Consider the following 22851-nt stretch of genomic DNA (forward strand, 5'->3'; position numbering starts at 1 on the left):
TAGCAATTTTTTTACTTGAAATATAAGGTAGTGTTGAGTATATTACTCGGCTTCTTTTCCTTTTTTTAATTAGTAATTCGTAGATTGTCCTAGATGGACTGCTTCGAATATTTTTTTACTGGATAAGTTTTGGGGTAAAGGTAATGGCTCGTATAGCAGGCATTAATATTCCTGATCAAAAACATACTAAGATTGCTTTAACTGCAGTTTATGGTATTGGTAAAGCGAGCTCTCAGGCTATTTTAGCTGAAATGGGTATTGCTGAAAATGTGAAGATCAGTGAACTAAGTGAAGTTCAGATCAATAAACTTCGTGATTGTATAGCAAGGTATACTGTAGAAGGTAATCTACGTCGTGAAATATCAATGAACATAAAGCGCTTGATAGATCTTGGGTGTTATCGTGGTCTTCGTCATCGTCGAGGTCTACCATTACGTGGACAGCGTACTAAAACTAATGCTCGTACTCGAAAGGGTCCGCGGAAACTGATAAAAAAATAATCAGAATTAAAAAAATAGAGATTACAATGGTAAAACAAACAACTCGTACTTTTAAACGTTTACGCAGACAAGTATCTGATGGAATAGCGCATATTCATTCATCTTTCAATAATACGATTATAACTATTACGGATCGTCAGGGCAATGCTTTGGCTTGGGCAACTGCTGGCGGTTCTGGTTTTCGTGGTTCTCGTAAGTCTACACCTTTTGCTGCACAAGTTGCTGCTGAACGTTGTGCAGAAATGGCAAAAGAATATGGTTTAAAAAACTTAGAAGTTATGGTTAAGGGTCCAGGTCCAGGTCGCGAATCTACTGTTCGTGCGCTGAATTCTGCTGGTTTTCGCATTACTAATATTGTTGATGCTACACCAATCCCTCATAATGGTTGTCGTCCTCCTAAGAAACGTCGTGTGTGAAAATTCTTAGGAATGTGTGGAAGAGAAAATAATGGCAAGATATTTAGGTCCTAAGTTAAAACTTAGTCGTCGTGAGGGTACTGATCTATTTCTAAAATCTGGTATTCAACCGATTGATACTAAGTGTAAAATTGATAATGCACCAGGTATGCATGGTTCCCGTCGTTCTCGGTTATCTGAATACGGCATTCAGTTGCGTGAAAAACAAAAAGTTCGACGTATGTATAGTGTTTTAGAGAGACAATTTCATAATTATTATAAGGAAGCTGCACGTCTTAAAGGGAATACAGGTGAAAATTTACTTCGACTCCTTGAAACTCGTCTTGATAATGTAGTTTATCGTATGGGATTTGGGTCAACTCGTTTAGAAGCACGTCAATTAGTTAGTCACAAAGCTGTTTTAGTAAATAATAAAAATGTTACTATTCCTTCTTTTAAAGTTATGATTGGTGATGTTGTATCAGTTTCCAACAAAGCCAAAAAGCAATCTCGTATTAAGGAAGCTTTACAAGTTTGTGAACAGCGTGAAAAAATAAACTGGATTGAGGTTAGTTCTAAACATATGGAAGGTACGATCAAACGTATGCCTGAGCGTTCTGATTTATCTGCTGATATTAATGAGCAATTAATCATTGAACTTTATTCGAAGTAAGGTTAAGAATTGAAATTGGAGAGAACACAATGCAGGGTTCTGTAACAGAGTTTCTTAAACCGCGTTTTGTTGATATTGAACAATTTAATGCGACACATGCAAAAGTAACGCTTGAGCCATTAGAGCGAGGTTTTGGGCATACCTTAGGGAATGCACTGCGTCGTATTCTTATGTCGTCAATGCCAGGTTGTGCTGTAACAGAGGTAGAAATTGAGGGGGTTCTTCATGAGTATAGCACTAAGGAAGGAGTACAAGAAGATGTTCTAGAGATTCTTCTTAATCTTAAAGGCCTTGCTATAGCTATTTCTGAAGGTAGAGATGAAGTCTTTATTACTTTAAATAAGTCAGGTTTAGGCCCAGTTTTTGCGAGTGATATTTCTCATGATACTGATGTTTCAATCGTTAATCCAGAGCATGTTATTTGCCACTTAACTCATGAGAATTCTCAAATTTCTATGAAAATAAAAGTTGAGCGTGGTCGTGGCTATGTACCCGCTTCTGCTCGTATTCATTCTGAAGAAGAGCGTCCGATAGGCCGATTATTAGTAGATGCGACATACAGTCCAGTAGATAAAATTGCCTATTCAGTGGAGGCAGCTCGTGTAGAGCAACGAACAGATTTAGATAAGTTAGTTATTGATATGGAAACAAATGGCACCTTAGAACCTGAAGAGGCTATCCGTCGTGCAGCTACTATTTTAGCTGAGCAATTAGATGCATTTGTAGATCTACGTGATTTGAGAGTTCCTGAAGAAAAAGAAGAAAAACCAGAATTTGATCCTATATTATTGCGTCCTGTAGATGATCTCGAGTTAACAGTTCGCTCTGCAAATTGTCTAAAGGCCGAAACAGTACACTATATTGGTGATCTTGTACAACGAACCGAAGTTGAATTGCTGAAAACTCCTAATCTTGGTAAGAAATCTCTTACAGAGATCAAAGATGTACTTGCATCACGTGGGCTATCTCTTGGTATGCGCCTTGAGAATTGGCCACCAGCATCTATTGCTGAAGATTAATTAAGAATAATTTTATAAGGATAGAGATATGCGTCATAGAAAGAGTGGACGTCGGCTTAACCGTACTAGTAGCCATCGTAAGTCTATGTTTAGAAATATGGCTACTTCTCTTGTTCATCATGAGATTATTAAAACTACCTTGCCGAAGGCTAAAGAATTACGTTGCATAATCGAACCTTTAGTTACTTTAGCTAAGAAAGGAGATTTGGCTAGTCGGCGTCTTGCTTTTGCACGTATTCGTAATGAGGCAATAGTTGCTAAGCTATTTAATCAATTAGCTCCACGATTTTCTAGCCGAAATGGTGGGTATACACGCGTTTTAAAGGCTGGTTTTCGATCTGGAGACAAAGCTAAAATGGCATATATTGAATTTGTAGATCGCGTTTTAAGTAACAAAGGATAATCAGTTGTTCTAAAATAATTTATTGGCTTAACTTCTTTTAAACTGAAGCAGGTTTAGGAAATAGTGGATTAAAATTTGTGTTTAATGAAACAAAATCTATTACCTTAGCATTTACAGGTGCGTCAGGTGCTTGCTATGGCTTGCGTTTACTTAGATACTTGTTGCTTGCTAATTATAAAGTTTATTTATTAATTTCATCTGCAGCAAGAGTAGTCTTAGAATCTGAACACAATCTAAAATTATCGAATAAAACTCAAATAACCAAACAGGCCTTCTCTAAATATCTCAACTGCTCTTTAGAAAATTTAGAAATTTTTGGTAAAAATGATTGGTTTTCAGTTGTAGCATCAGGCTCTGGAGCACCTAAAAAAATGGTTATTTGTCCATGTTCTGTAGGTAGCGTTGCAGCCATTGCATATGGAATGTCTGAAAATTTAATTGAACGTGCTGCTGATGTGATTATTAAGGAACAAGGTCAATTATTGTTAGTAGTTCGTGAGACACCTTTTTCAACTTTACATTTAAAAAATATGCATAAATTATCGAAAATGGGAATCACAATTATGCCTGCTTCTCCTGGTTTTTATCATCAACCTCAATCAATTGAAGATTTAATTGATTTTATAGTTGCTCGTATTTTAGATCATTTTGGTATTCAACAAAGGTTACTAACTTGTTGGGGAGAATGATTAAAGCACAGTTTTCAAGTATTTTAAATGCATATTTTTAACCAAATCGATATGATTTAAGTTTCATTAGCTATCCTTAACCTGTTTATACTCAGTTAATATTCTATATTATTTTTTTAGATAACTATCCCTTTGTTAAGTTAATTAAATGATTAATAATAAAGTACAATAGAATATATGTTCTGTTATATTGTAGTACATGTTATTCTAATTAAAATAATTAAAATAATTAAAATAAATATTAAGATTTAATATGGATTTAGAACAACAAATTACTCAGCAACGTATTGAATTAGAATTAATAGCTTTAAAAGCTTTAAAGATCGCTTCAATAACCGCTAATGCCTGTGAAGTTACTATTACAAAATCAACAGGTTTAAGTGTTTCTAGTCTGATGTGTGCAGTAGAAAATATTGAATTTATGAATGATTCTATTCTTAAAGTTACTGTTTATAAAGGAAAAAGAAAAGGGAGCGCATCGACATCTGAATTAAGTATGAAAGCAATTCAAATGACAATAGCAGCAGCATTAGATATTGCTCAATATACTTCTGAGGATTTATATTCAGGTTTAGCTTCAAAAGAGCTAATGGTTCAAAATATTCCAGAACTTGATTTATTTTGTCCAGATATATTAGATCCTAATTCTGCATCTAAAATTGCAATTACAGCAGAAAAAAAAGCCTTATCTTATAATGATAAAATTAAGCAAAGTAATGGTGCAAATTTTGATGTTTGCTACGGTATTAAAGTTTATGGGAATAGTTATGATTTAATTGCAAGTTATCTATTTAGTCAATATCAAATGAGTTGCTCTATAATTGCTCAAGGGGAGAACTCGGAAATGGAATGTGACTATGGTTATAGTATTGCCCGTCATAAAAGTGATTTATTAGCGCCAGAAATTGTTGGTAGAGAGGCAGCTTTTAAAGCAGTAAATCGTTTGGGTGCTAAAAAACTAATTACTGGTACATATCCAGTAATGTTTTCCGCTGATATTGCTTCAGGATTAATTGCTCACTTAGCAAGAGCTATTAGTGGCGAAAGTTTGCATAGAAAATCTTCATTTTTGCTCGGTTATCTTGGTAAACAGATATTTCCAAAATGGTTTAACATTTCAGAAGATCCTCATGTTTTAAGAGGGTTAGGCTCTAAACCATTTGATAATGAAGGTTTATATACTAAAAATTGCCAGATTATTAGTAATGGTATCTTAATGACTTACCTATTATCAAGTTATTCTGCTCGTAAAATGAATATGATTGAGACTGGACATACAGCTGGTATTCATAATTGGTTTATACAATGCATTAATAAGAAAAAAAAATCTCAAATGCTAACAGAATTAGATACAGGTTTGTTAGTTACTGAAGTAATAGGTCAGGGTGTAAATATTGTTACTGGTAATTACTCTCGAGGAGCTGTTGGTTTTTGGGTGAAAAATGGGCAAGTTGAACATCCAGTTTCAGAAATAACAATTGCAAGTAATTTGAAAGACATGTTTAGAAATATTGTTGCTATTGGTAACGATGTGGACACGCGTTCAAAGATTCAAACTGGCTCTATTCTAGTAGAATCTATGAAAATAGCAGGTAACTGAAAAGTTAGTGATTACTAATTGTTTAATTTTGATTTATTGAGCTGCTTAATAAGTTTATCTATATCTACAAGTAAGTCAATAGAAGCATACATATTTTCATTGGTTGCTTCTGCATGTATACAATCGATGATTGATATAGTAGTATAGCTTCGGCTATTTTTTTTCAATACGCAAGATCACTTGAATATTATTAATTTTATAAAAGTAACACTATTGCTTTATTCGCTTTCTCACAGCTTCAATATCATCAAGTTCAATATTATCGAGTAAATGAAGGATTCATTTAGTATTTTTCACTTAATCTATATATTATTTTATTTTGATTGAATTATAGACGGAACTGTTCTCCTAAATACACTTGTTTTACCTTAGTATTATTTAAAATATCTGTTGGTGTCCCTTCTGCAATTAAATGTCCTTGACTAACTATGTATGCTTTTTCACATACATCTAGAGTTTCACGTACATTATGATCAGTAATAAGTACACCTAATCCTCTATTTTTTAGGTATTTAATAATTTTTTTTATATCAATAACTGAAATTGGATCAACACCAGCAAATGGTTCATCAAGCAAAATAAATTGTGGATTTACTGCTAGCGCGCGAGCTATTTCTACTCGACGACGCTCACCACCAGATAAAGCCATACCTAGAATTTTTCGAATATGTTGAATTTGGAATTCTTCTAATAAATTTTCAAGTTTATCTTGATATTCTTCATTAGTCATATTTTTGCAGGTTTCCAATATAGCCATGATATTATCTTCCACAGTTAGTTTGCGAAAAATAGAGGCTTCTTGCGGAAGATAACCTATTCCCATTCTAGAACGGTTATGAATTGGGAGAAGACTGATATCTTTTCCATCAATAGTTATTTTCCCTTCATCTCTAGAAACTAATCCAAGAATCATATAAAAAGAAGTGGTTTTGCCAGCCCCATTTGGACCTAGTAATCCAACTATTTGTTTAGATTCTACTTGTAGGCTAACATCAAATACTACTTGGCGTTCTTTATACTTTTTAGCTAAATGTTCTGCTTTTAAAATTGCCATTAATTTATTTTTTTATAATTTTAGGTTGAAGTGTTGTACTGACTCGATTATTAATATTGCCATTAACAACTAATTTTTGGTTAGCAATATTATAATAGATCTTATTTCCACGAATAATACTATTTTCTTGTGATAGCATTGCACGTTCGCTAATAATAAGTTGATTATCAATTATATTGTAATATAATTCCTCAGCTTCTCCATATAGAATTTTACCATCATCTCTAAGTTGAGAGAATGTTGCTAAGTTTCCATAACCTTCAATTTTTTGAATGGTACTATTATCTTTATCTAAAATTATAATGATTTTTTCTGCATGAATACTAAGGTCACCCTGTTTAAGCTTAACATCTCCTAGGAATGTAACTTCGTTACTTTGCATATCTAATCGTTGACTATTAGAATTAATATAAACAGGGTGATTTTGATTAGTTAAAAGTGCACTTGTAGTACCGTTTGGTATTAATAATAAGAAAAGTGAAAAAAGGCTAAGATATAAAAAATTCATATTGACCTTTTACTTTTTTAGAAAGAATTGCAGTGTTTTTTATAAAGTTTCCTTTCATCTCTTGTCCCTCTATTTTAAATTTTTGACCAATAAATACTACGTGATCATGCGACCAAAAATTTTTATTATTAAGTTCAATATTTAGTTCTTTTGTTGACATTACATCAAATACTGATTGAACAAGTAAATTTTTTGCTAGAACATTATCATATAAGGTAAGTATTCGGTTTTCATATAACAATGCTTTATCTGAGCTAATTTCCCATTCCTGAATTTGCCCATTTTTATATATTTTTAAAACAGGAAATTCAAATTCAGTTTCACCACTTTTAGGGAAATACTTAAGATGTTTAGAAGTGATGATATGACTACGAATTCCTTCTTCTGTATAAAAGATATTTTCCATATTCTTACTACGAAACATTGGTATTTGTTTATTTGAAGTTATGTACCTATTAATTTTTTCTTCTTTTTTTTCGAATAAATAATAAATTGAGTAAGAGGCTGATAAAATTAGTATAATGTAAACAATATGAGATAAGTTCATACACTAAAGCCTTATATATTTAATTTATTACGTGATTGGAGAATTAAATCACATACTTCACGAATAGCACCATATCCACCTTTCATTTTAGTTATGTAATTTGCATGTTTTGCAAGTAATGGGTGTCCATCAGCTACGCAAATTGACAATGCTACTTTCTGCATTACGGGCAAGTCAGTTAGATCGTCACCAACATATCCTATTTTTGTTGAATCCAAGTTTAGTTTTTTACATATACTTTGATATGTTTCAAGCTTATTATCCCGTCCTTGGTAAACATGTACAATACCGAGGTCTTTCATACGTTCTTCGACAATTTTAGATTGTCGAGTGGTTATGATAGCGATTTCAACGCCAATATTCATCAATAATTTAACTCCATATCCATCTCTGGCATGAAAGGTTTTTATTTCTTCAAAATTATTACTCATATAAATCAAGCCATTAGAAAATACTCCATCTATATCACAAACTAGCAATTCAATTTGTTTTGCGATTTTAATGAGTTTTTCTTCTACTGAACCATAAAGAGTTTTGACCATTTTCATTATATTATCCCTGCTTTTAGGAGATCATGCATATTTAAAGCTCCTATAAGGTTATTTTTATCACATAAAATTAGTGAGTTAATATTTTTTTTCTGCATTAAATTTAGCCCTTCTAAAGCTAGCGTATTAGGATGGATGCTAATTGGATTTTTATTCATTACCTCACCAATAGTAGTATGATGAATATCAATGCGTTTATCAAAAATACGACGTAAATCACCATCTGTAAATATACCAAGCAAATGTTTTTTTTGATCAGTAATAGTTGTCATACCTAATCCTTTTTGAGTAATTTCAATTAAAGCTTCACAGATTAGTGTATTTGCTGTTACCATCGGAAGTTCTTCATTTGAATGCATTATATCGGATAGTTTTAGTAACAGTTTTCTTCCTAACATACCTCCTGGATGAGATAAGGCAAAATCTTTAGCAGTAAATCCACGAGCCTCTAGTAGTGCTACTGCAAGAGCATCTCCCATTACTAAAGTTGCTGTTGTGCTAGATGTTGGAACTAACCCTAGCGTACATGCTTCTTTGTGTACTGTTGTTTTTAGGTGAATATTAGATAATTGCGCTATGTTGGAATTTGGTTTACTTGTTATGCTAATAACTCGAATATTTAAATGTTTTAATACTGGAAAAAGTGAAAGAATTTCTTTAGATTCTCCAGAGTTAGAAAGTACTAGGACAATATCTTCAGGATCAATCATGCCTAAATCTCCATGCGCAGCTTCACCTGGATGAACAAAAAAAGCTGGTGTTCCAGTACTAGCAAGAGTTGATGCTAATTTATTTCCAATATGACCAGATTTTCCTATTCCCATAACTACAATTTTCCCTTGATTCGAGTAAATCATGTTACATGCTGCAATAAATGCACAATCAAAATTATTTTCAAGTTGTTTTAGTGTTGCAATTTCTGTTGCTAAAACCTGTTTAGCTATTTTACAGTAATCAAAAGTAGTAGATGACATAAAATTTCTCCATGAACTAAGCTATATGTGTATGTTTATAATTAAATAAATTTGATAACTAACGAATAGAATAAATAGCAAAGTGCCTGAGATAAAATTAATACTACGCGATTTACCGAGTGCCATTATGATAAACAATAGTGATAGTCCAAGCATTATCCAAAAATCTCGTTTCATTGCGTATTCATTTAAAATAGAAGGGTTTAAAACTCCAAGAGTGCCTAAAACAGCTAAAATATTAAAAACATTGGACCCAACTATATTTCCAACAAGCATATCCGTTTCATTTTTAATTCCGGCCATTAGCGATGTAGCAAGCTCTGGAAGGCTAGTGCCAACTGCAATGATAGTAAGACCTATAACCAGATCGCTCATACCTAAGTATTTAGCGATAATTAAGGCGTTATGAATCAAATTATTTGCTGAAATTGGTAGTATTATTAAGCTAATAGCTATCCATACTATAGATCGTATACTATGAGTTTTTTTAGGAATTTTAAGTTCTTTTTTCTTAAATGATGCATTGTTATCTTTTTTTTTACGATTAGTATGTAACACTATTACTATGAAGGTACTGAACATACAAAACAACAATATGCTTTCATAAAAGCTTAAGTAATTATCCCAAAGGATTACGCCTGCTACGATGATTGCTAGCATCATTAATGGGAATTCTTGACGTATCATAGAATCTTTAATAGATAAAGGTTTTATCATTGCAGTAAGACCTAGTATGAGAGCAATATTAGTTATATTTGAACCAAGTACATTACCTACTGCTGTATCAGTTTTTCCATCTAGAGCAGCTGTAGCAGATAATACCATTTCAGGAGCTGATGAACCAATTGCTAGGATAGTAGTGCCAATTACAAGCGGAGAAATTCCAGCATTTCTGGCTAAATTAGAGGCTCCAGAGATCAATCTATCTGCGCTCCATATTAAAAAAAGAAAAGCAATCATGAGGAGTAGGATAGTTTTAATCATACTAATTTTAAACTCAATAAAAATAATGATTCATTTTACTTATGACATTATGCTTAAGCAAATTAAAGAAGGTCTTTATGAAACTATTACTCCTAATAGTAAACTTTTAAGTTTTTATTAGTTAAGAACCTTCTTATTTAAAGATTTTTACCGACTTTATCTTAATGCGTTTGTGATTGTCAATTTTCATGTGTGTTAAAACATAGAAAGGATAGATGGAAAAATGGACCTTATGCAAGTAGGCAATCTTATTAGAATAAGAAATTTATCTTTTTCATCGTCTGAAAAAAAAATATTAGATAACATTAGCTTAAATATTCCTAAAGGTAAAATTACTGCACTTATAGGACCTTCTGGTATTGGAAAAACTACTTTATTACGTCTCATTGCTGGACAGTTGATTCCTGATTCTGGTGAAATTTGGTTTTGTAATGAAAATATTCCATCTTTAAGCAGAAATAAACTTTATCAAGTACGTAAAAAAATGAGTATGTTATTTCAATCTAATGCACTTTTTACAGACCTTAGTGTTTTCGATAACATTGCTTTTCCACTTAGAAAACATACTCAGCTTGATGAAGAATTGATTCGAACATTAGTACTTTTAAAACTAGAATCAGTCAGTCTCCGTCCTGTTGCTAATCTCATGCCAAATGAATTATCAGGAGGGATGGCTCGTCGTGTCGCATTAGCTCGTTCCATTGCTCTTGATCCATACTTAATTATGTATGATGAACCTTTTGTTGGTCAAGATCCTATAATGATGGCTGTGTTGATGAAGTTAATTTATAGTTTAAACCATGCTCTTGGTATGACATCAGTGTTAGTTTCTCATGATATTGCTGAAGTTATGAGTATTGCTAATTGGGTTTATCTATTAGTAGATGGAAAAGTAATTGCTAAAGGTTCTCCAGAAGAACTTAGAAACAATTCTAATATGTATGTACAAAATTTTTTACAAGGGATCTTCATGAATTCCTCATTAACATATTCCTATCATACTGCTATTAATATTGAAAAGGATCTGTTTCAATCATGCTAGTTTTATTCCAATTTCTTTCTTATATTGGTCAAAGAACTATTTCTATTTGTAGAACATTTGGTCGTGCTAGTTTAATGTTATTTGGTGCAGTAATTCCTTTATCGATCAAAAAAATAGGGAAAAGTTCAGAATTGCTTATTAAACAACTTTACATTGTTGGTGTTCAGTCTATTGCAGTTATAGTAGTAGCTGGATTATTTATCGGTATGGTTTTAAGTTTTCAAGGTTATATGGTTTTAGTTGATTATGGTGCAGAAAGTGTTTTAGGGAAGATGGTAGTTTTATCTTTACTGCGAGAACTTGGTCCAGTTATAACGGCTTTATTGTTTGCTGGTAGAGCTGGCTCGGCTTTAACTGCTGAAATTAGTTTAATGAAAGCTACTGACCAGTTATCTAGCTTAGAAATCATGGCAGTAGATCCACTAAAATATATTATTGCTCCCCGTTTTTTAGCAGGTTTGATTTCAATGCCGTTTTTAGCAATGATTTTTGTAGTAGTAGGTATATGGGGCGCTCAATTAGTAGGTGTTTATTGGCAGGGAATGGATCATGCTAGTTTTTGGTCAGCGATTCAATCTTCGATAGAATTAACTAAAGATCTTGGTAAAAGTTTAATAAAATGTTTAATTTTTTCAGTTACAGTAACTTGGATTGCTTTATTTAATGGGTATGATTCGAATCCAACTTCTGAGGGAATTGGTCATGCTACGACTCGTACTGTAGTTCATTCATCTTTAGCTATTTTAGTATTGGATTTTGGACTTACGGTATTGATGTTTAGGAATTAATTATGAAACAGATACGTAAAGTGGAGCTATTAGTAGGTAGTTTTATATTGATAGGAAGTTGTGCAATTTTATTGATGTTTGTTCAACTTGCTAATTTCACAGGGATAGATTCAAAAGATGTATATACTTTGAAAGCGAAATTTGAAAATATTGGTAACTTAAAAGTTCGTTCTCCAGTTAAAGTATCTGGGGTAGTGGTAGGACGAGTAGCAGACATATATTTAGATGTTAACACCTTAATTCCTGTAGTTTCGATGGAGATTAACTCTCAATATAACCAGTTCTCAGATACTTCAAGCCTTAGAATTTTAACTTCTGGTTTAATTGGTGATCAATATATAGGTTTGTTTCCCGGTTTTCTTTTTGATGGTCAAAAAACTTTAGTTGATGGTGATTTAATTGAAGATACTAATTCAGCGTTAGTTTTAGAAGATTTAATTAGTCATTTTCTTTATTCTATTGAAAAGGAGAAGTAAGAAATGCATAAAAAACTTTGTTTGATTATTTGTTTGGTGTTGACGTTTTCAGCATTAGGAAAAATTAACATAATAATTGATAAAACGAATCCTTATCAGATGATAGATCTAGTTTCTTCACGTCTGTTTAGTCGACTTAAGGTTGAACAAAATAAAATTCATACAAATCCTGAACACTTAAAAATCATTGTTGAAGAAGAGTTAATGCCTTATGTTAATAGTCGATATGCATCATTTAAATTAATCGGTTCAGAATTAAAAAATATAAATCTTCAAGATTTACATATTTTTGTAACAGCGTTTCACAAGTACTTAGTTACTTTGTATGCTCAAGTTTTAACACAATATGCAGATCAAAAAATTGTACTAGAACCATCACCAAATTTAGATAATGAAAAGCGTATAATTGGTATTAAAATCAAAATGTTTGATATCTCCCATCCTACTATTGAGTTTCAGTTTAGATTGCGTAAAGATTTAAATTCAGGTGAATGGAGTGTATTTGATATTATTGTTGAAGGTATTAGTTTATTATCAAGCAAAAGAACCGAATGGAGTAGTAAAATTCGTAAAAATGGTTTAATTAATGTAGCTGAACAGCTTAGTGAGCTAGCAGAGCAGCGTATACAGCTTGAGACTTAAAGTATAATGACTTCTCATCCTCAATGGAGACAATTTAGTAATAGTTATATTAAATTGCTTGGTATACTAGACCATGATACTGTTCCTTCTCTTTGGTATTTTATTAAATCATGGAATTTTCAAGTTGAAAATTTAGAAATATCTTTGGAGCAAGTAGCTAAGATTGATTCTACTGGTATGGTTATGTTACTTCACTTAATAAAGCATGCAAAGAAAAAAACTGTCATATATTGCTTAGTTTTGTTTCTAAACAGTTAAATACTTTATTCCGAATAAATAAAATTGATTTTATAGTAGATAAGCATATTAAAAATTAAATAGGTTTAGAGATGTGCATAGATAGAATGAAAGTTCAACAGTTATTAAAAGAGAGCCTAAACCTTGAAAAGGTACATGTAAATGGTCAGGATCGTAATTATGAAGTAATTGCTATTGATATTCGGTTTAGTGGTATGACTTCAGTGAAGAGGCAACAATTAATTTATTTTCCTCTCATTAAGTATTTCCAAAATAATGATATTCACTCTGTTTCCATTAAAACTTTTACTCCAGATGAATGGGTAAATTACAGTACTTTAAACTGCTTATCAGGCATTAATTAGTGGAAAAGTTTAGAATAAAAGGTTCAGATGAACCATTAGACGGTGAGGTGATTATTTCTGGTGCAAAAAATGCAGCATTACCAATTTTATTTGCCTCTATTTTGGCAGAAGAACCTGTTGAAGTAAGTAATGTTCCTCATTTGCGTGATATTGATACTACTATAGAATTGCTTAGGCAATTAGGTGCTAAGGTAGAATGGAATGATTCTGTATATGTTGATTCAAGTAAAATTAGTTGGTACTGCGCTCCTTATGATTTAGTGAAGACTATGCGTGCTTCTATTTGGGTATTAGGTCCACTTTTAGCTCGTTTTGGTCAAGGTCAAGTATCTTTACCTGGTGGTTGCGCAATTGGTGCTCGTCCAGTCGATTTACATATTTATGGTTTAAAACAATTAGGCGCTACAATTACTCTTGAAGATGGTTACATTAAAGCAAATGTACATGGGCGATTGAAAGGAACTCATATTGTCATGAATAAAGTAAGTGTTGGTGCAACAATTACTATCATGTCTGCTGCTACTTTAGCAAAGGGGAAAACAGTGTTAGACAATGCAGCCTGTGAACCAGAAGTTGTTGATACAGCAATGTTTTTAAATACTTTAGGTGCCAAAATTGTAGGTTCAGGTACAAGAAGTATCTTAATTGAAGGAGTAAATAAACTTTCTGGAGGAAAGCATTCTGTAGTTGCTGATCGAATTGAAACTGGTACATTTCTTGTGGCGGCTGCTGTATCTAGTGGTAGAATTATATGTCGTAATACATATCCTTGTTTATTAGAAGGGGTTCTATCTAAATTAGAAGAAGCAGGTGCCTTAGTGGAGTCTGGTAAAAATTGGATTAGTATTAATATGACTAACCGTCGTTTAAAATCTGTAATAATTCATACTTCTCCATATCCTGGTTTTCCAACTGATATGCAGGCGCAGTTTACATTATTAAATATGTTAGCGAAAGTTGGTGGGGTGATTACTGAGAATATTTTTGAGAATCGTTTTATGCATATACCAGAGCTTATTCGAATGGGGGGCAAGGCAGAAATTAAAGGTAATACAGTTGTTTGTGGTGATATTGATAGGCTCAGCGGTGCACAAGTAATGGCAACTGATTTACGTGCTTCGGCTAGTTTAGTAATTGCAGGCTGTGTTGCTCAAGGTGAAACTATTGTTGATCGTATTTATCATATTGATCGAGGTTATGAAAATATCGAAGATAAATTATCATTGCTTGGTGCAAATATTGAGCGTTTTAATGATGAATAATTTACTTTACATAAATTATTACAATCACAGTTATTATAGATAGATTGAGTATTGTTTGTTATGCAAATTGGCTTTGTTATCTTTATTTTTAAGGAAAAGAAATGATTGCAATATTTCGTATTTTTATCATGATGTTTTGTTTACCTTTGATTTTTATATTTGGTTGTGCTTATTGTTTATTAAATCCACGTAATCCTAACCATGTATTTAATTTTGGTCGTTGTTTTAGCAAAATGTCTAAGATTTTTGGTATTAAAATCGATTTGCGTATGCCTAAAAATGCTTATTCTCGTGGTCAGTGTATTTATATTGCTAATCATCAAAATAATTGGGATATGGTTACTGTTTCTTCAGCTGTAACACCAAAAGTAGTAACAGTTGGTAAGAAAAGTTTAGTTTGGATCCCTTTATTCGGTCAGTTATATTGGCTTGCAGGAAATATTTTAATTGACCGTTTTAATCATTCAAAAGCAAGGTGTATTATCAATCAGATAGTTAAGCGAATAAAGTATAGTGATATTTCTGTATGGATATTCCCTGAAGGAACTCGTTCTCGTGGTCGAGGACTGCTTCCATTTAAGATGGGAGCATTTCATGCTGCAGTTCTTGCTGGTGTGCCTATCATTCCTATTGTATGTACTTCTACTACTGGGATTAGATTAAATCGTTGGAATAACGGTTATGTGATTGTTGAAATATTGTCGCCAGTTTCTACTGAAAAATATAATAGCCACAATGTTCGTGAACTTGCTAAGATTTGTCATTTAAAAATGAAAGATAAGCTTTTTATTCTTAACCGAGAAGCAGAATTATTAAATCGATAAATATCCTTAGGAAGGAAGAATGAAATAAAAGGAATCAATCGTAAAATGTTAATTTTATATATTCATGTAAACTATTAATTTAATCTCAATAGCTGAATATTGCTTATCGAAAAAAGGTTATTGGCTCCCCCTGCAGGACTCGAACCTGCGACATACGGATTAACAGTCCGCCGTTCTACCAACTGAACTAAGGAGGAACAGGAATAATAAATACAAGCTATCAGTTAACAATTTTATCTATCTGAAAATGATGGTGCCTCGAGGCGGAATTGAACCACCGACACGAGGATTTTCAGTCCTCTGCTCTACCGACTGAGCTATCGAGGCAAAACATGTACAATAAACAGGCACCTCAACAAAAACTGTTGTTCACCTAATAGACAGATCTCGTAAGAAAACTAATTTTATATAATATTCTGACTAAAATTGGCATATTTTAAATATGCCTAGAAACGCAGATATTAAACGAATTTTCTTTTCTTTAGTCAACATTTTTTTTAAAAGTTTTAAATTATTTGCTCTAAAATGTGCTTTAGTTTCCTTTATTGATTTTTGATACTCTGTATATCCTTAATAGATATATTCTTTCCTTTAAATAAAAAATCAACCATTTCTGATTCTAATAATTTAAGATGTTTTAAATTCATCGTGTTAAGTTGTTTTTCGTTAATTATCATAGTTTGTTTATTTTTCCAAAGTGACCAAGCTTCTTTTGAAATATTTTCAAAAATCCGTTTTCCTAGTTCACCAGGATAAAGTTGAAAATCCATTCCCTCTGCATTTTTTTTAAGTCGAATACAATAAATAATGCGCCCCATAATTATTCCTCTTATAAACCGAAATTATTCGCAAGGCAACCTTTCCAATAAATATTTTATTGGAGTTGCTAATCCAATTTTTTTAGGTTTCAGCAAGTCATACCAAATCCCTTTATGAACTTCAATTTTCCATATTGGCAATGTAGATAACTTTACTAAACTTGGTGTAATATAAAGTTGATAGTGAGAAAAAGTATGTTTGAATGAAATTAACTTAGTAAGTTGTAAAATATCTTTATAAGATATTTTATACGAATCTAGTTGACTTTCAATTTTAGGGTTATTAGCTTCAGGGAAGCTAAATAACCCTGCCCAAACTCCACTAGTTGGACGTTGTTCTAACCACACTAAATTCTTATATTGTAGTATTGTAAAATAAACCTTTTTTACTGATTTTTCTCTCTTTATTTTTTTGCTTGGATAATTTAATGGATTGCCTTTTTTATAAGAAATGCAATACTGATTTATTGGACATAATAGACACTTAGGTTTAGCCCGTGTACATATCATTGCTCCTATATCCATCATTGCTTGGTTATATTTATCAGTATTTTTTTGAGGTGTATACTTTTCAGCATATTTCCATAAAGTATTTTCTATCTTTTTTTCTCCTGGCCATCCTTTAATTGCGAAGCAACGAGTTAGTATTCGTTTAATATTTCCATCTAAAATTGGATATGTTTTATTATATACTGAAGAAATTATAGCACCAGCGGTTGAACGACCTATACCAGGCAGTGCATTTATTGCTTTTATATTCTTTGGAAATTGTCCATTATATTCTTTCTGTATAATTTTTGCTGTTTTATGTAAATTTATAGCTCTAGAATAATAGCCTAGTCCACTCCATAAATGAAGAACTATATCTTGTTCAGCATTAGCTAACTTTATAAGATTTGGAAAGGTTTTTATAAATCGAATATAATAGGGAATGACAGTAGATACTTGAGTTTGTTGCAACATAATTTCTGATAACCAAACAGTATAGTCAGTCTTGTTTTTTTGCCAAGGCAGATTTTTTCGACCAAACTTGCAATACCATTCTAAGACAGATTGTGAAAAATGGGTCATTTTTAGGTGTTTATTTATAAGATATATAAATATATATGGGTAATTATATGATTATTATCTTTAAGGTTTCCGATCGAATTATAATTAATTAGCTAAACAAAGGTTTTCCGATGTTTTTCAAATTAGACTATAATGATTTTCAATATTGTTCAATACAATTAAATTTTTTATGAGATAAGAATCAAGTACTAAATTATGGTAAATAAAGTAATTACAAATGAGTATTTCAAAAATGGAAAAAGAATACGAAAAGTACATAGTTTTATGTGTCGAGGAGGTCGTTTAACTAAGTCTCAACAAAGTGCAATTAAGGAATGTTGGTCTGTAATGGGAATTAATTATCAAAATTGCTTTCTTGATTGGAATCAAGTATTTGGCAATTATAATCCTGTTATCTTAGAAATTGGATTTGGAATGGGAAAATCATTAGTTGCAATGGCTAAAAATGAATTAGAGAAAAATTTTTTTGGTATAGAAGTCTATGCTCCTGGTGTGGGCGCATGTCTTTCTTCTGCACGTGATGCTGGGTTGACTAATTTACGAATTATGCATTATGATGCAATCGAAGTGATGTCCTATATGATTCCTAATAATAGTTTGGATAGACTTCAGCTATTTTTCCCTGATCCTTGGCATAAACGTCGTCATCATAAGCGTCGTATTATTAAATCTATGTTTGCTGAGACATGTCGATTAAAATTAAAAAGAGGGATCGGCATTTTACATATATTAACTGATTGGAAAAACTACGCTGAATATATAATTAAGATAATGGATGTTATTCCTGGTTTTTTAAATTTATCTGAAAACAATAACTATATTGCTCATCCAAGTGAACGTCCAGTAACTAAATTTGAAGTGCGTAGTCAGCGTTTAGGACATAAAATTTTAGAGATAAAGTATAAAAGGATAAATTGAGATTGCTCTACTACAAATAGAATATATTAATCAATTATTTTTTATATAAAAGCTATGAGAAGATCATTTAAGAAAAGTTGACCTTTTTTAGTTAGCTTCCAGTGTGTACTTGTTTCTGTTAAATATCCTTCCATTAAGGACCAATCAATAGGATTTTGGATTGTTTTGATATCGAGTTTAGTCTTATCAGTAAAATCTTGTTTTGGGCAATCTTCTATTAACCTGAAGCGATTCATAAAAAATTCAAATGGTTTATCTTTATTTTCAACTTTTAATTCCTTAGATAAATATAATTGAACTTTATTATTTAATCTTGTCAAATAGTCTCTTGGATTCCTGATTTTAATTGTGCGAATTATTAGACCATTTTCAAAAGTAAGTTTTCCATGTGAACCACAACCTATGCCTAAGTAATCACCAAATCGCCAATAATTAAGATTATGTTGGCATTGATAATTTATTTTACTATAGCTTGATATTTCATATTGAGTATAACCTGATTTAGTTAGTTTATCATGTCCTTGTTGTGAAATATCATATATATGGTCATGAGGTAAATAAGGTTTTTTATAGTAAAAAATTGTATTTGGTTCAATAGTTAATTGGTACCAAGATAAATGTGTTGGATGAAATTGAATTGCTTTGTCTAAATCTGATAGTGCTTGTTCTACATTTTGTTTTGGCAATCCATACATTAAATCTAAGTTTACATTTTTAAAATTTAATTTTTTTGCTAAACTAGCAGCATAGATAGCTTCTTCTAGTCTATGAGTTCGTCCAAGATATTTTAGCTTTTTTGATTCAAAGCTTTGTATACCTATTGAAATGCGGTTAATACCTGAGTCTAAATATCCAGAAAAACGTTCTATTTCAAGAATATTGGGATTAGCTTCTATAGTAATCTCTATATTAGATTTAAATGGAATACGCCTTTTAATTCCTATAATTAATTTTTTGATACTTTCAATAGACATTAAACTTGGCGTTCCACCACCAATAAAGATTGAATGAATTAAGTATTGATTTTGGTTAAGCTGATATCTTTCAATATCTTTGTCAAGGTCTTCAAGTAAAGCAATAATGTATTTTTGTTCTGGAATATTAGATTTAGAAACATGCGAATTAAAATCGCAATATAAGCACTTTTTTACACACCAAGGAATATGCACGTATAGACTAAGTGTTGGAAAAGCTAGCTTATTAAGAGATTTTTTTAGAGTTTTTAACATGATATTTTTTAGTAAAAGCTAATAGCAATTTTTTCAGTGCTTGGCCACGATGAGAAAGTTGGTTTTTTTTGTTTAATTTTAATTCAGCTGAGGTGCAGTTTTCTTCTGGTATGAAGAAAATAGGATCATAACCAAAACCATTTTCCCCTTGAGCTTGTTTTAAAATCATTCCTTCCCATATTCCATGGCAAAAAATTGGTGCAGGATCATCTGCATGACGAAGGAATAATAATATACAGTGAAATCGAGCAGTTCGCTTATGTTCTGGTATATTTTTCATTGCTTTTAGTAATTTTAGTACGTTTTCTTTGTCTTCAGAATTTTTACCAGAATAGCGGCTTGAGTAAATTCCCGGAGCACCTTTAAGACAGTCTACCTCTAAACCAGAATCATCTGCAATAGCGGGTAGATTAGTTGCTTTAGAAGCATGACGAGCTTTAATAATTGCATTTTCGATGAAAGTAGTTCCTGTTTCTTCTGCTTTAGAAATATTGTATTTACTTTGTGAAATAGCATCAAATCCAAATGTATTTAATGAATCAATAAGCTCGTAAATTTTATTTTGATTTTCTGTAGCTAGTACAATTTTATTCATGTATTTTAATACTCACTTTATTATAAAATTATTTTTTAATATACAATATTTGTTTAATATTCTAGTTTTTTCTCTTATAAGTGAATGTTTTCTTCATTAGTAATTTAAAATATCAATGTGTTGATTTGTTATCATTAATTTTTTTAAATAAAAATATATATAACTAATCAATTTTTTTATAGTGTCTATAATTTCGGAAAGTTTTATATTTTGTCCAGTTTTTAAGTTATTTTCGTATTCATAGTCGATACCAAATTGGACCTATTATATCTCCCATGAAGAAGTTTGCGAATTGTAATCCAATAAATAACGCTAATACACTTAAATCAAAACCACCGATTATAGGGATAATACGACGAATTGGCATAAGCATTGGTTCTGTTAACTGATAAAATACGTGTTCTATAGGTCCATGATTTTTATTTACCCAGCTTAGTATTGTACAGATAAGCAATATCCAGAATAGAAGACTACCTGCTGTTTTAATGAATAATGCTATTCCAAGTAATAGTAATGTACTGCTAAAGTGTATAGTAGAACTACTGATTATAGTGAGTATCATTAGTTTTAGCACGCATAGTAAATAAGCAAAAAGTGTAGTTGTTATATCGATATTACCTATCATAAATGGAATAATTTTTTGTAGTTTACCAACAACAGGTTGAGTAGATTTTACAATGAACTGAGAAAAGGGATTATAAAAATCAGCATGAGAAGCTTGTAACCAAATTCGTAAAATTATTACCATGATGTACAGATCAAACAAGGTGGAGGTTAGAAAACTCATTGAATTCATAAAGGTTCCTTAAGTAATTAATTAGTTTGTTTTATTACAAATATTGTAAAATTAAAACATTTTTTTTCACTTCTTTGGTACGAGTACTTATAGTTTGCATTGCTTTTTCAAAAATTGATCATTTTAATGGATGAATTTACTAAAGGATTAATACTGTTCTTTAGCATGCAACTATGGTTACTTGAATGAGTTGAGTTTTATTTTAAAGACTAAAATATTAGTACATTCAGTTAGCACTGATTTTTTTCGGTATTAATATGATGTTGAATATAAAGAAAATCAAGCATTTCTTGCTTATTAGCTACTGAATTAATTAAGTTTTTTTGATAAACAGAAGTTAGTTATAAAATAATGGTTAAAAAGTATTTATTAAATATGTTTTGTTTCAATCATAATTGCGAATACCAAAGATTGCTGTGCCAATGCGAACTATAGTACTACCAGCTGCAATAGCAGCATGCATATCATTGCTCATCCCCATAGATAAAGTATCTAGAAATGGATATTTAAGATTTAATTTTTTTTTCAAATTAACCAATTTTAAAAAACTACTAAATTGTGATTGATACTCAGATTTATTATGTGGAATTGACATAAGGCCTCTTAATTTGAGGTTTGGTAACGATGAGATCAGTTTAGCTAGAGGAAATATTTCTGTATCAGTAACGCCGAATTTATTTCTTTCGTTGCTAGTATTAACTTGTATTAACACCTGAATTGGTTTCATTCCTTTCGGTCGTTGATCATTAAGTCTTTGAGCTATTTTAGAGCGACTGATAGTATGTACCCAATCAAAATTTTTTGAAACTTGATTAGTTTTATTAGATTGAATATTACCAATAAAGTGCCATTCTAGCGATAACTTTAGATATTTTTTTTGAAAAAAAACTATTTTATCCACGCCTTCTTGTACGTAACTTTCTCCAAAGATTCTTTGACCAGCCCGTATAGCATCCAAAATTTCATTGATAGTTCTACTTTTACTAGCTGCAAGAAGTTGCACTGAATTTTGAGAACGTCCAAATTTTTTTTGGGCACTTTGAATGTTTGAGGTGATGTTTTGGATATTTTTTTTTATATTGACCATAGATCTTAAGAAATGTAAAAACTAGCAATATTAATTTTGTTTATTGTAGTTATTAATAGTAAAAAAATGATATTTAAGTCTAAAATATCTAATAGAAAACGACTTGTTTTAAAACAATGTGTCTAGTTAAAAATTTCTCAACGAATTAATTATGCTCAAACCAGCTTTCTAGAATAATCACCGCTGATTGACAGTCCACATTATTTTTACTTAGTGCTTTATAACCACCACTATCAAATAGTAATGATCGTGCTTCAGTAGTTGAAAATCTTTCATCATGAAGTTCAACAGGCAATTTAAAGTAATTTTGCATGTATTTTGCGAACCTTTTCGTTTTCAAAGTTAGATTACTTAAGTCTTTATCGTACAGATCAATAGGTAAGCCAACAACTAAGAGATTAGGCTTCCAAGTTTTGATATGTTTATCGATCTCATTCCAATTTGGAATACCATTATTAGCCTTCAACGCTTGTAATGGAGAAGCAGTATGTGTTACGTCCTGACCAATAGCAGTACCAATGTTTTTAGTTCCAAAATCAAAAGCTATCACTGTTCTAGACATATTCTTTTTTTAAGTTTGTTTAATCTAAAATGAGAAGTGTCAGTACAATATAAAATATCTTACAATAAGTCATAAACTGAATATTTATAATATTTTAAGAAAGCTTAACTACATAACGGTAAGAGAAAATAGTAAATAGTGCGATGGAGCTATTCATTTTAGGTTCTTAGAATCGTTTTCAAAGATATATACCACAATTCATTATAGATTAACGTAAAGATAAACACTGACCTTTTCTATAAAAA

Annotated in this window: 29 protein-coding genes, 2 tRNA genes and 1 pseudogene; 16 read left to right on the forward strand and 16 right to left on the reverse strand. The window is 31.3% G+C overall.

The window, feature by feature from the left end; translation table 11 throughout:
* Positions 1 to 143 precede the first annotated feature (143 nt).
* From rpsM to pmbA, 7 genes are all read left to right on the forward strand, one after another.
* Positions 144 to 500, forward strand: coding sequence for a 30S ribosomal protein S13 (gene rpsM, locus O1U_RS02665; protein ID WP_016503866.1), 357 nt, complete (start codon positions 144 to 146; stop codon positions 498 to 500).
* Positions 501 to 526: 26 nt separating this feature from the next.
* Positions 527 to 916, forward strand: a complete 390-nt coding sequence (gene rpsK / locus O1U_RS02670) for a 30S ribosomal protein S11 (protein ID WP_016503867.1) — start codon at positions 527 to 529, stop codon at positions 914 to 916.
* A gap of 31 nt (positions 917 to 947) precedes the next feature.
* Entirely contained in the window at positions 948 to 1568 is a 621-nt protein-coding gene (gene rpsD / locus O1U_RS02675) for a 30S ribosomal protein S4 (protein ID WP_016503868.1), read from the forward strand.
* 29 nt (positions 1569 to 1597) lie between these two features.
* Positions 1598 to 2587, forward strand: a complete 990-nt coding sequence (locus O1U_RS02680) for a DNA-directed RNA polymerase subunit alpha (RefSeq protein WP_016503869.1) — start codon at positions 1598 to 1600, stop codon at positions 2585 to 2587.
* 28 nt (positions 2588 to 2615) lie between these two features.
* Complete coding sequence (rplQ, locus tag O1U_RS02685) at positions 2616 to 2990, forward strand: 50S ribosomal protein L17 (protein WP_016503870.1); 375 nt, start codon at positions 2616 to 2618, stop codon at positions 2988 to 2990.
* 77 nt (positions 2991 to 3067) lie between these two features.
* A complete protein-coding gene (locus O1U_RS02690) occupies positions 3068 to 3679 on the forward strand; it encodes a flavin prenyltransferase UbiX (protein WP_016503871.1) in 612 nt (203 codons plus the stop codon).
* A 253-nt stretch (positions 3680 to 3932) separates the two neighbouring features.
* On the forward strand, positions 3933 to 5279 hold the full coding sequence (gene pmbA, locus O1U_RS02695; protein WP_040356540.1) for a metalloprotease PmbA: 1347 nt from the start codon (positions 3933 to 3935) through the stop codon (positions 5277 to 5279).
* Positions 5280 to 5293: 14 nt separating this feature from the next.
* Here pmbA and O1U_RS05015 read toward each other — a convergent pair whose 3' ends face one another.
* The 7 genes from O1U_RS05015 to O1U_RS02725 all read right to left on the reverse strand — a co-directional run bounded on the left by O1U_RS05015 (position 5294) and on the right by O1U_RS02725 (position 9894).
* Complete coding sequence (locus tag O1U_RS05015; RefSeq protein WP_141631650.1) at positions 5294 to 5446, reverse strand: HPF/RaiA family ribosome-associated protein; 153 nt, start codon at positions 5444 to 5446, stop codon at positions 5294 to 5296.
* 161 nt (positions 5447 to 5607) lie between these two features.
* Positions 5608 to 6333 carry an LPS export ABC transporter ATP-binding protein gene (gene lptB / locus O1U_RS02700; RefSeq protein WP_016503872.1) on the reverse strand — a complete coding sequence of 242 codons (726 nt, stop codon included), beginning with the start codon at positions 6331 to 6333 and terminating at the stop codon, positions 5608 to 5610.
* Positions 6334 to 6337: 4 nt separating this feature from the next.
* On the reverse strand, positions 6338 to 6841 hold the full coding sequence (lptA, locus tag O1U_RS02705) for a lipopolysaccharide transport periplasmic protein LptA (protein ID WP_016503873.1): 504 nt from the start codon (positions 6839 to 6841) through the stop codon (positions 6338 to 6340).
* A complete protein-coding gene (gene lptC / locus O1U_RS02710; protein WP_016503874.1) occupies positions 6822 to 7388 on the reverse strand; it encodes an LPS export ABC transporter periplasmic protein LptC in 567 nt (188 codons plus the stop codon). Before lptC ends, lptA begins: the two co-directional genes overlap by 20 nt.
* 11 nt (positions 7389 to 7399) lie before the next feature.
* Positions 7400 to 7936, reverse strand: a complete 537-nt coding sequence (kdsC, locus tag O1U_RS02715) for a 3-deoxy-manno-octulosonate-8-phosphatase KdsC (protein WP_016503875.1) — start codon at positions 7934 to 7936, stop codon at positions 7400 to 7402.
* Positions 7936 to 8910, reverse strand: coding sequence for a KpsF/GutQ family sugar-phosphate isomerase (locus O1U_RS02720; protein ID WP_016503876.1), 975 nt, complete (start codon positions 8908 to 8910; stop codon positions 7936 to 7938). Before O1U_RS02720 ends, kdsC begins: the two co-directional genes overlap by 1 nt.
* A gap of 21 nt (positions 8911 to 8931) precedes the next feature.
* Positions 8932 to 9894 (reverse strand): calcium/sodium antiporter, encoded by a 963-nt coding sequence (locus O1U_RS02725; RefSeq protein ID WP_040356542.1) that lies wholly within the window; start codon positions 9892 to 9894, stop codon positions 8932 to 8934.
* Between the two features lie 232 nt (positions 9895 to 10126).
* Between O1U_RS02725 and O1U_RS02730 the strand changes: the two genes are divergently transcribed.
* The 8 genes and pseudogenes from O1U_RS02730 (at position 10127) to O1U_RS02765 (ending at position 15530) form a co-directional block, all read left to right on the forward strand.
* The gene (locus O1U_RS02730; protein WP_034411794.1) at positions 10127 to 10936 is read left to right on the forward strand and encodes an ATP-binding cassette domain-containing protein; all 810 of its coding nucleotides are present in this window, start codon (positions 10127 to 10129) and stop codon (positions 10934 to 10936) included.
* Positions 10930 to 11724, forward strand: a complete 795-nt coding sequence (mlaE, locus tag O1U_RS02735; protein WP_016503879.1) for a lipid asymmetry maintenance ABC transporter permease subunit MlaE — start codon at positions 10930 to 10932, stop codon at positions 11722 to 11724. Before O1U_RS02730 ends, mlaE begins: the two co-directional genes overlap by 7 nt.
* Before the next feature lie 2 nt (positions 11725 to 11726).
* A complete protein-coding gene (gene mlaD, locus O1U_RS02740) occupies positions 11727 to 12200 on the forward strand; it encodes an outer membrane lipid asymmetry maintenance protein MlaD (RefSeq protein WP_016503880.1) in 474 nt (157 codons plus the stop codon).
* 3 nt (positions 12201 to 12203) lie between these two features.
* A complete protein-coding gene (locus tag O1U_RS02745) occupies positions 12204 to 12842 on the forward strand; it encodes an ABC transporter substrate-binding protein (protein WP_016503881.1) in 639 nt (212 codons plus the stop codon).
* Positions 12843 to 12848: 6 nt separating this feature from the next.
* Positions 12849 to 13159: pseudogene (locus O1U_RS02750) on the forward strand (STAS domain-containing protein).
* A 27-nt stretch (positions 13160 to 13186) separates the two neighbouring features.
* Complete coding sequence (locus tag O1U_RS02755) at positions 13187 to 13444, forward strand: BolA family protein (RefSeq protein WP_420887246.1); 258 nt, start codon at positions 13187 to 13189, stop codon at positions 13442 to 13444.
* Complete coding sequence (gene murA, locus O1U_RS02760; protein ID WP_016503884.1) at positions 13444 to 14706, forward strand: UDP-N-acetylglucosamine 1-carboxyvinyltransferase; 1263 nt, start codon at positions 13444 to 13446, stop codon at positions 14704 to 14706. The genes O1U_RS02755 and murA overlap by 1 nt, the downstream gene beginning before the upstream one ends.
* A gap of 101 nt (positions 14707 to 14807) precedes the next feature.
* On the forward strand, positions 14808 to 15530 hold the full coding sequence (locus tag O1U_RS02765) for a 1-acylglycerol-3-phosphate O-acyltransferase (RefSeq protein WP_016503885.1): 723 nt from the start codon (positions 14808 to 14810) through the stop codon (positions 15528 to 15530).
* 121 nt (positions 15531 to 15651) lie between these two features.
* On the opposite strand, the gene O1U_RS02770 is transcribed toward O1U_RS02765, so the two are convergent.
* The 4 genes from O1U_RS02770 to mutY form a co-directional block, all read right to left on the reverse strand.
* Positions 15652 to 15727 (reverse strand) — tRNA-Asn (locus tag O1U_RS02770).
* Between the two features lie 54 nt (positions 15728 to 15781).
* Positions 15782 to 15857 (reverse strand) — tRNA-Phe (locus tag O1U_RS02775).
* 215 nt (positions 15858 to 16072) lie between these two features.
* Positions 16073 to 16348: an oxidative damage protection protein gene (locus tag O1U_RS02780; RefSeq protein WP_016503886.1), complete on the reverse strand. Its 276-nt coding sequence runs from the start codon at positions 16346 to 16348 to the stop codon at positions 16073 to 16075.
* 24 nt (positions 16349 to 16372) lie between these two features.
* Positions 16373 to 17419 (reverse strand): A/G-specific adenine glycosylase, encoded by a 1047-nt coding sequence (gene mutY, locus O1U_RS02785; RefSeq protein ID WP_016503887.1) that lies wholly within the window; start codon positions 17417 to 17419, stop codon positions 16373 to 16375.
* 195 nt (positions 17420 to 17614) lie between these two features.
* On the opposite strand from mutY, the gene trmB reads away from it, so the two are divergent.
* Positions 17615 to 18337: a tRNA (guanosine(46)-N7)-methyltransferase TrmB gene (trmB, locus tag O1U_RS02790; protein ID WP_016503888.1), complete on the forward strand. Its 723-nt coding sequence runs from the start codon at positions 17615 to 17617 to the stop codon at positions 18335 to 18337.
* A gap of 41 nt (positions 18338 to 18378) precedes the next feature.
* Here trmB and hemW read toward each other — a convergent pair whose 3' ends face one another.
* The 5 genes from hemW to ruvX form a co-directional block, all read right to left on the reverse strand.
* Entirely contained in the window at positions 18379 to 19566 is a 1188-nt protein-coding gene (gene hemW / locus O1U_RS02795; RefSeq protein WP_016503889.1) for a radical SAM family heme chaperone HemW, read from the reverse strand.
* Positions 19538 to 20161, reverse strand: coding sequence for an RdgB/HAM1 family non-canonical purine NTP pyrophosphatase (gene rdgB / locus O1U_RS02800; RefSeq protein ID WP_016503890.1), 624 nt, complete (start codon positions 20159 to 20161; stop codon positions 19538 to 19540). Before rdgB ends, hemW begins: the two co-directional genes overlap by 29 nt.
* A 238-nt stretch (positions 20162 to 20399) precedes the next feature.
* Positions 20400 to 20957, reverse strand: a complete 558-nt coding sequence (locus O1U_RS02805; protein WP_016503891.1) for a YggT family protein — start codon at positions 20955 to 20957, stop codon at positions 20400 to 20402.
* A 385-nt stretch (positions 20958 to 21342) separates the two neighbouring features.
* Positions 21343 to 22044, reverse strand: a complete 702-nt coding sequence (locus O1U_RS02810; RefSeq protein ID WP_016503892.1) for a YggS family pyridoxal phosphate-dependent enzyme — start codon at positions 22042 to 22044, stop codon at positions 21343 to 21345.
* Between the two features lie 145 nt (positions 22045 to 22189).
* The gene (ruvX, locus tag O1U_RS02815; protein ID WP_016503893.1) at positions 22190 to 22606 is read right to left on the reverse strand and encodes a Holliday junction resolvase RuvX; all 417 of its coding nucleotides are present in this window, start codon (positions 22604 to 22606) and stop codon (positions 22190 to 22192) included.
* Positions 22607 to 22851: the final 245 nt, after the last annotated feature.

Source organism: Candidatus Photodesmus katoptron Akat1, from assembly GCF_000478685.1.
Lineage (GTDB): Bacteria > Pseudomonadota > Gammaproteobacteria > Enterobacterales > Vibrionaceae > Vibrio > Vibrio anomalopis.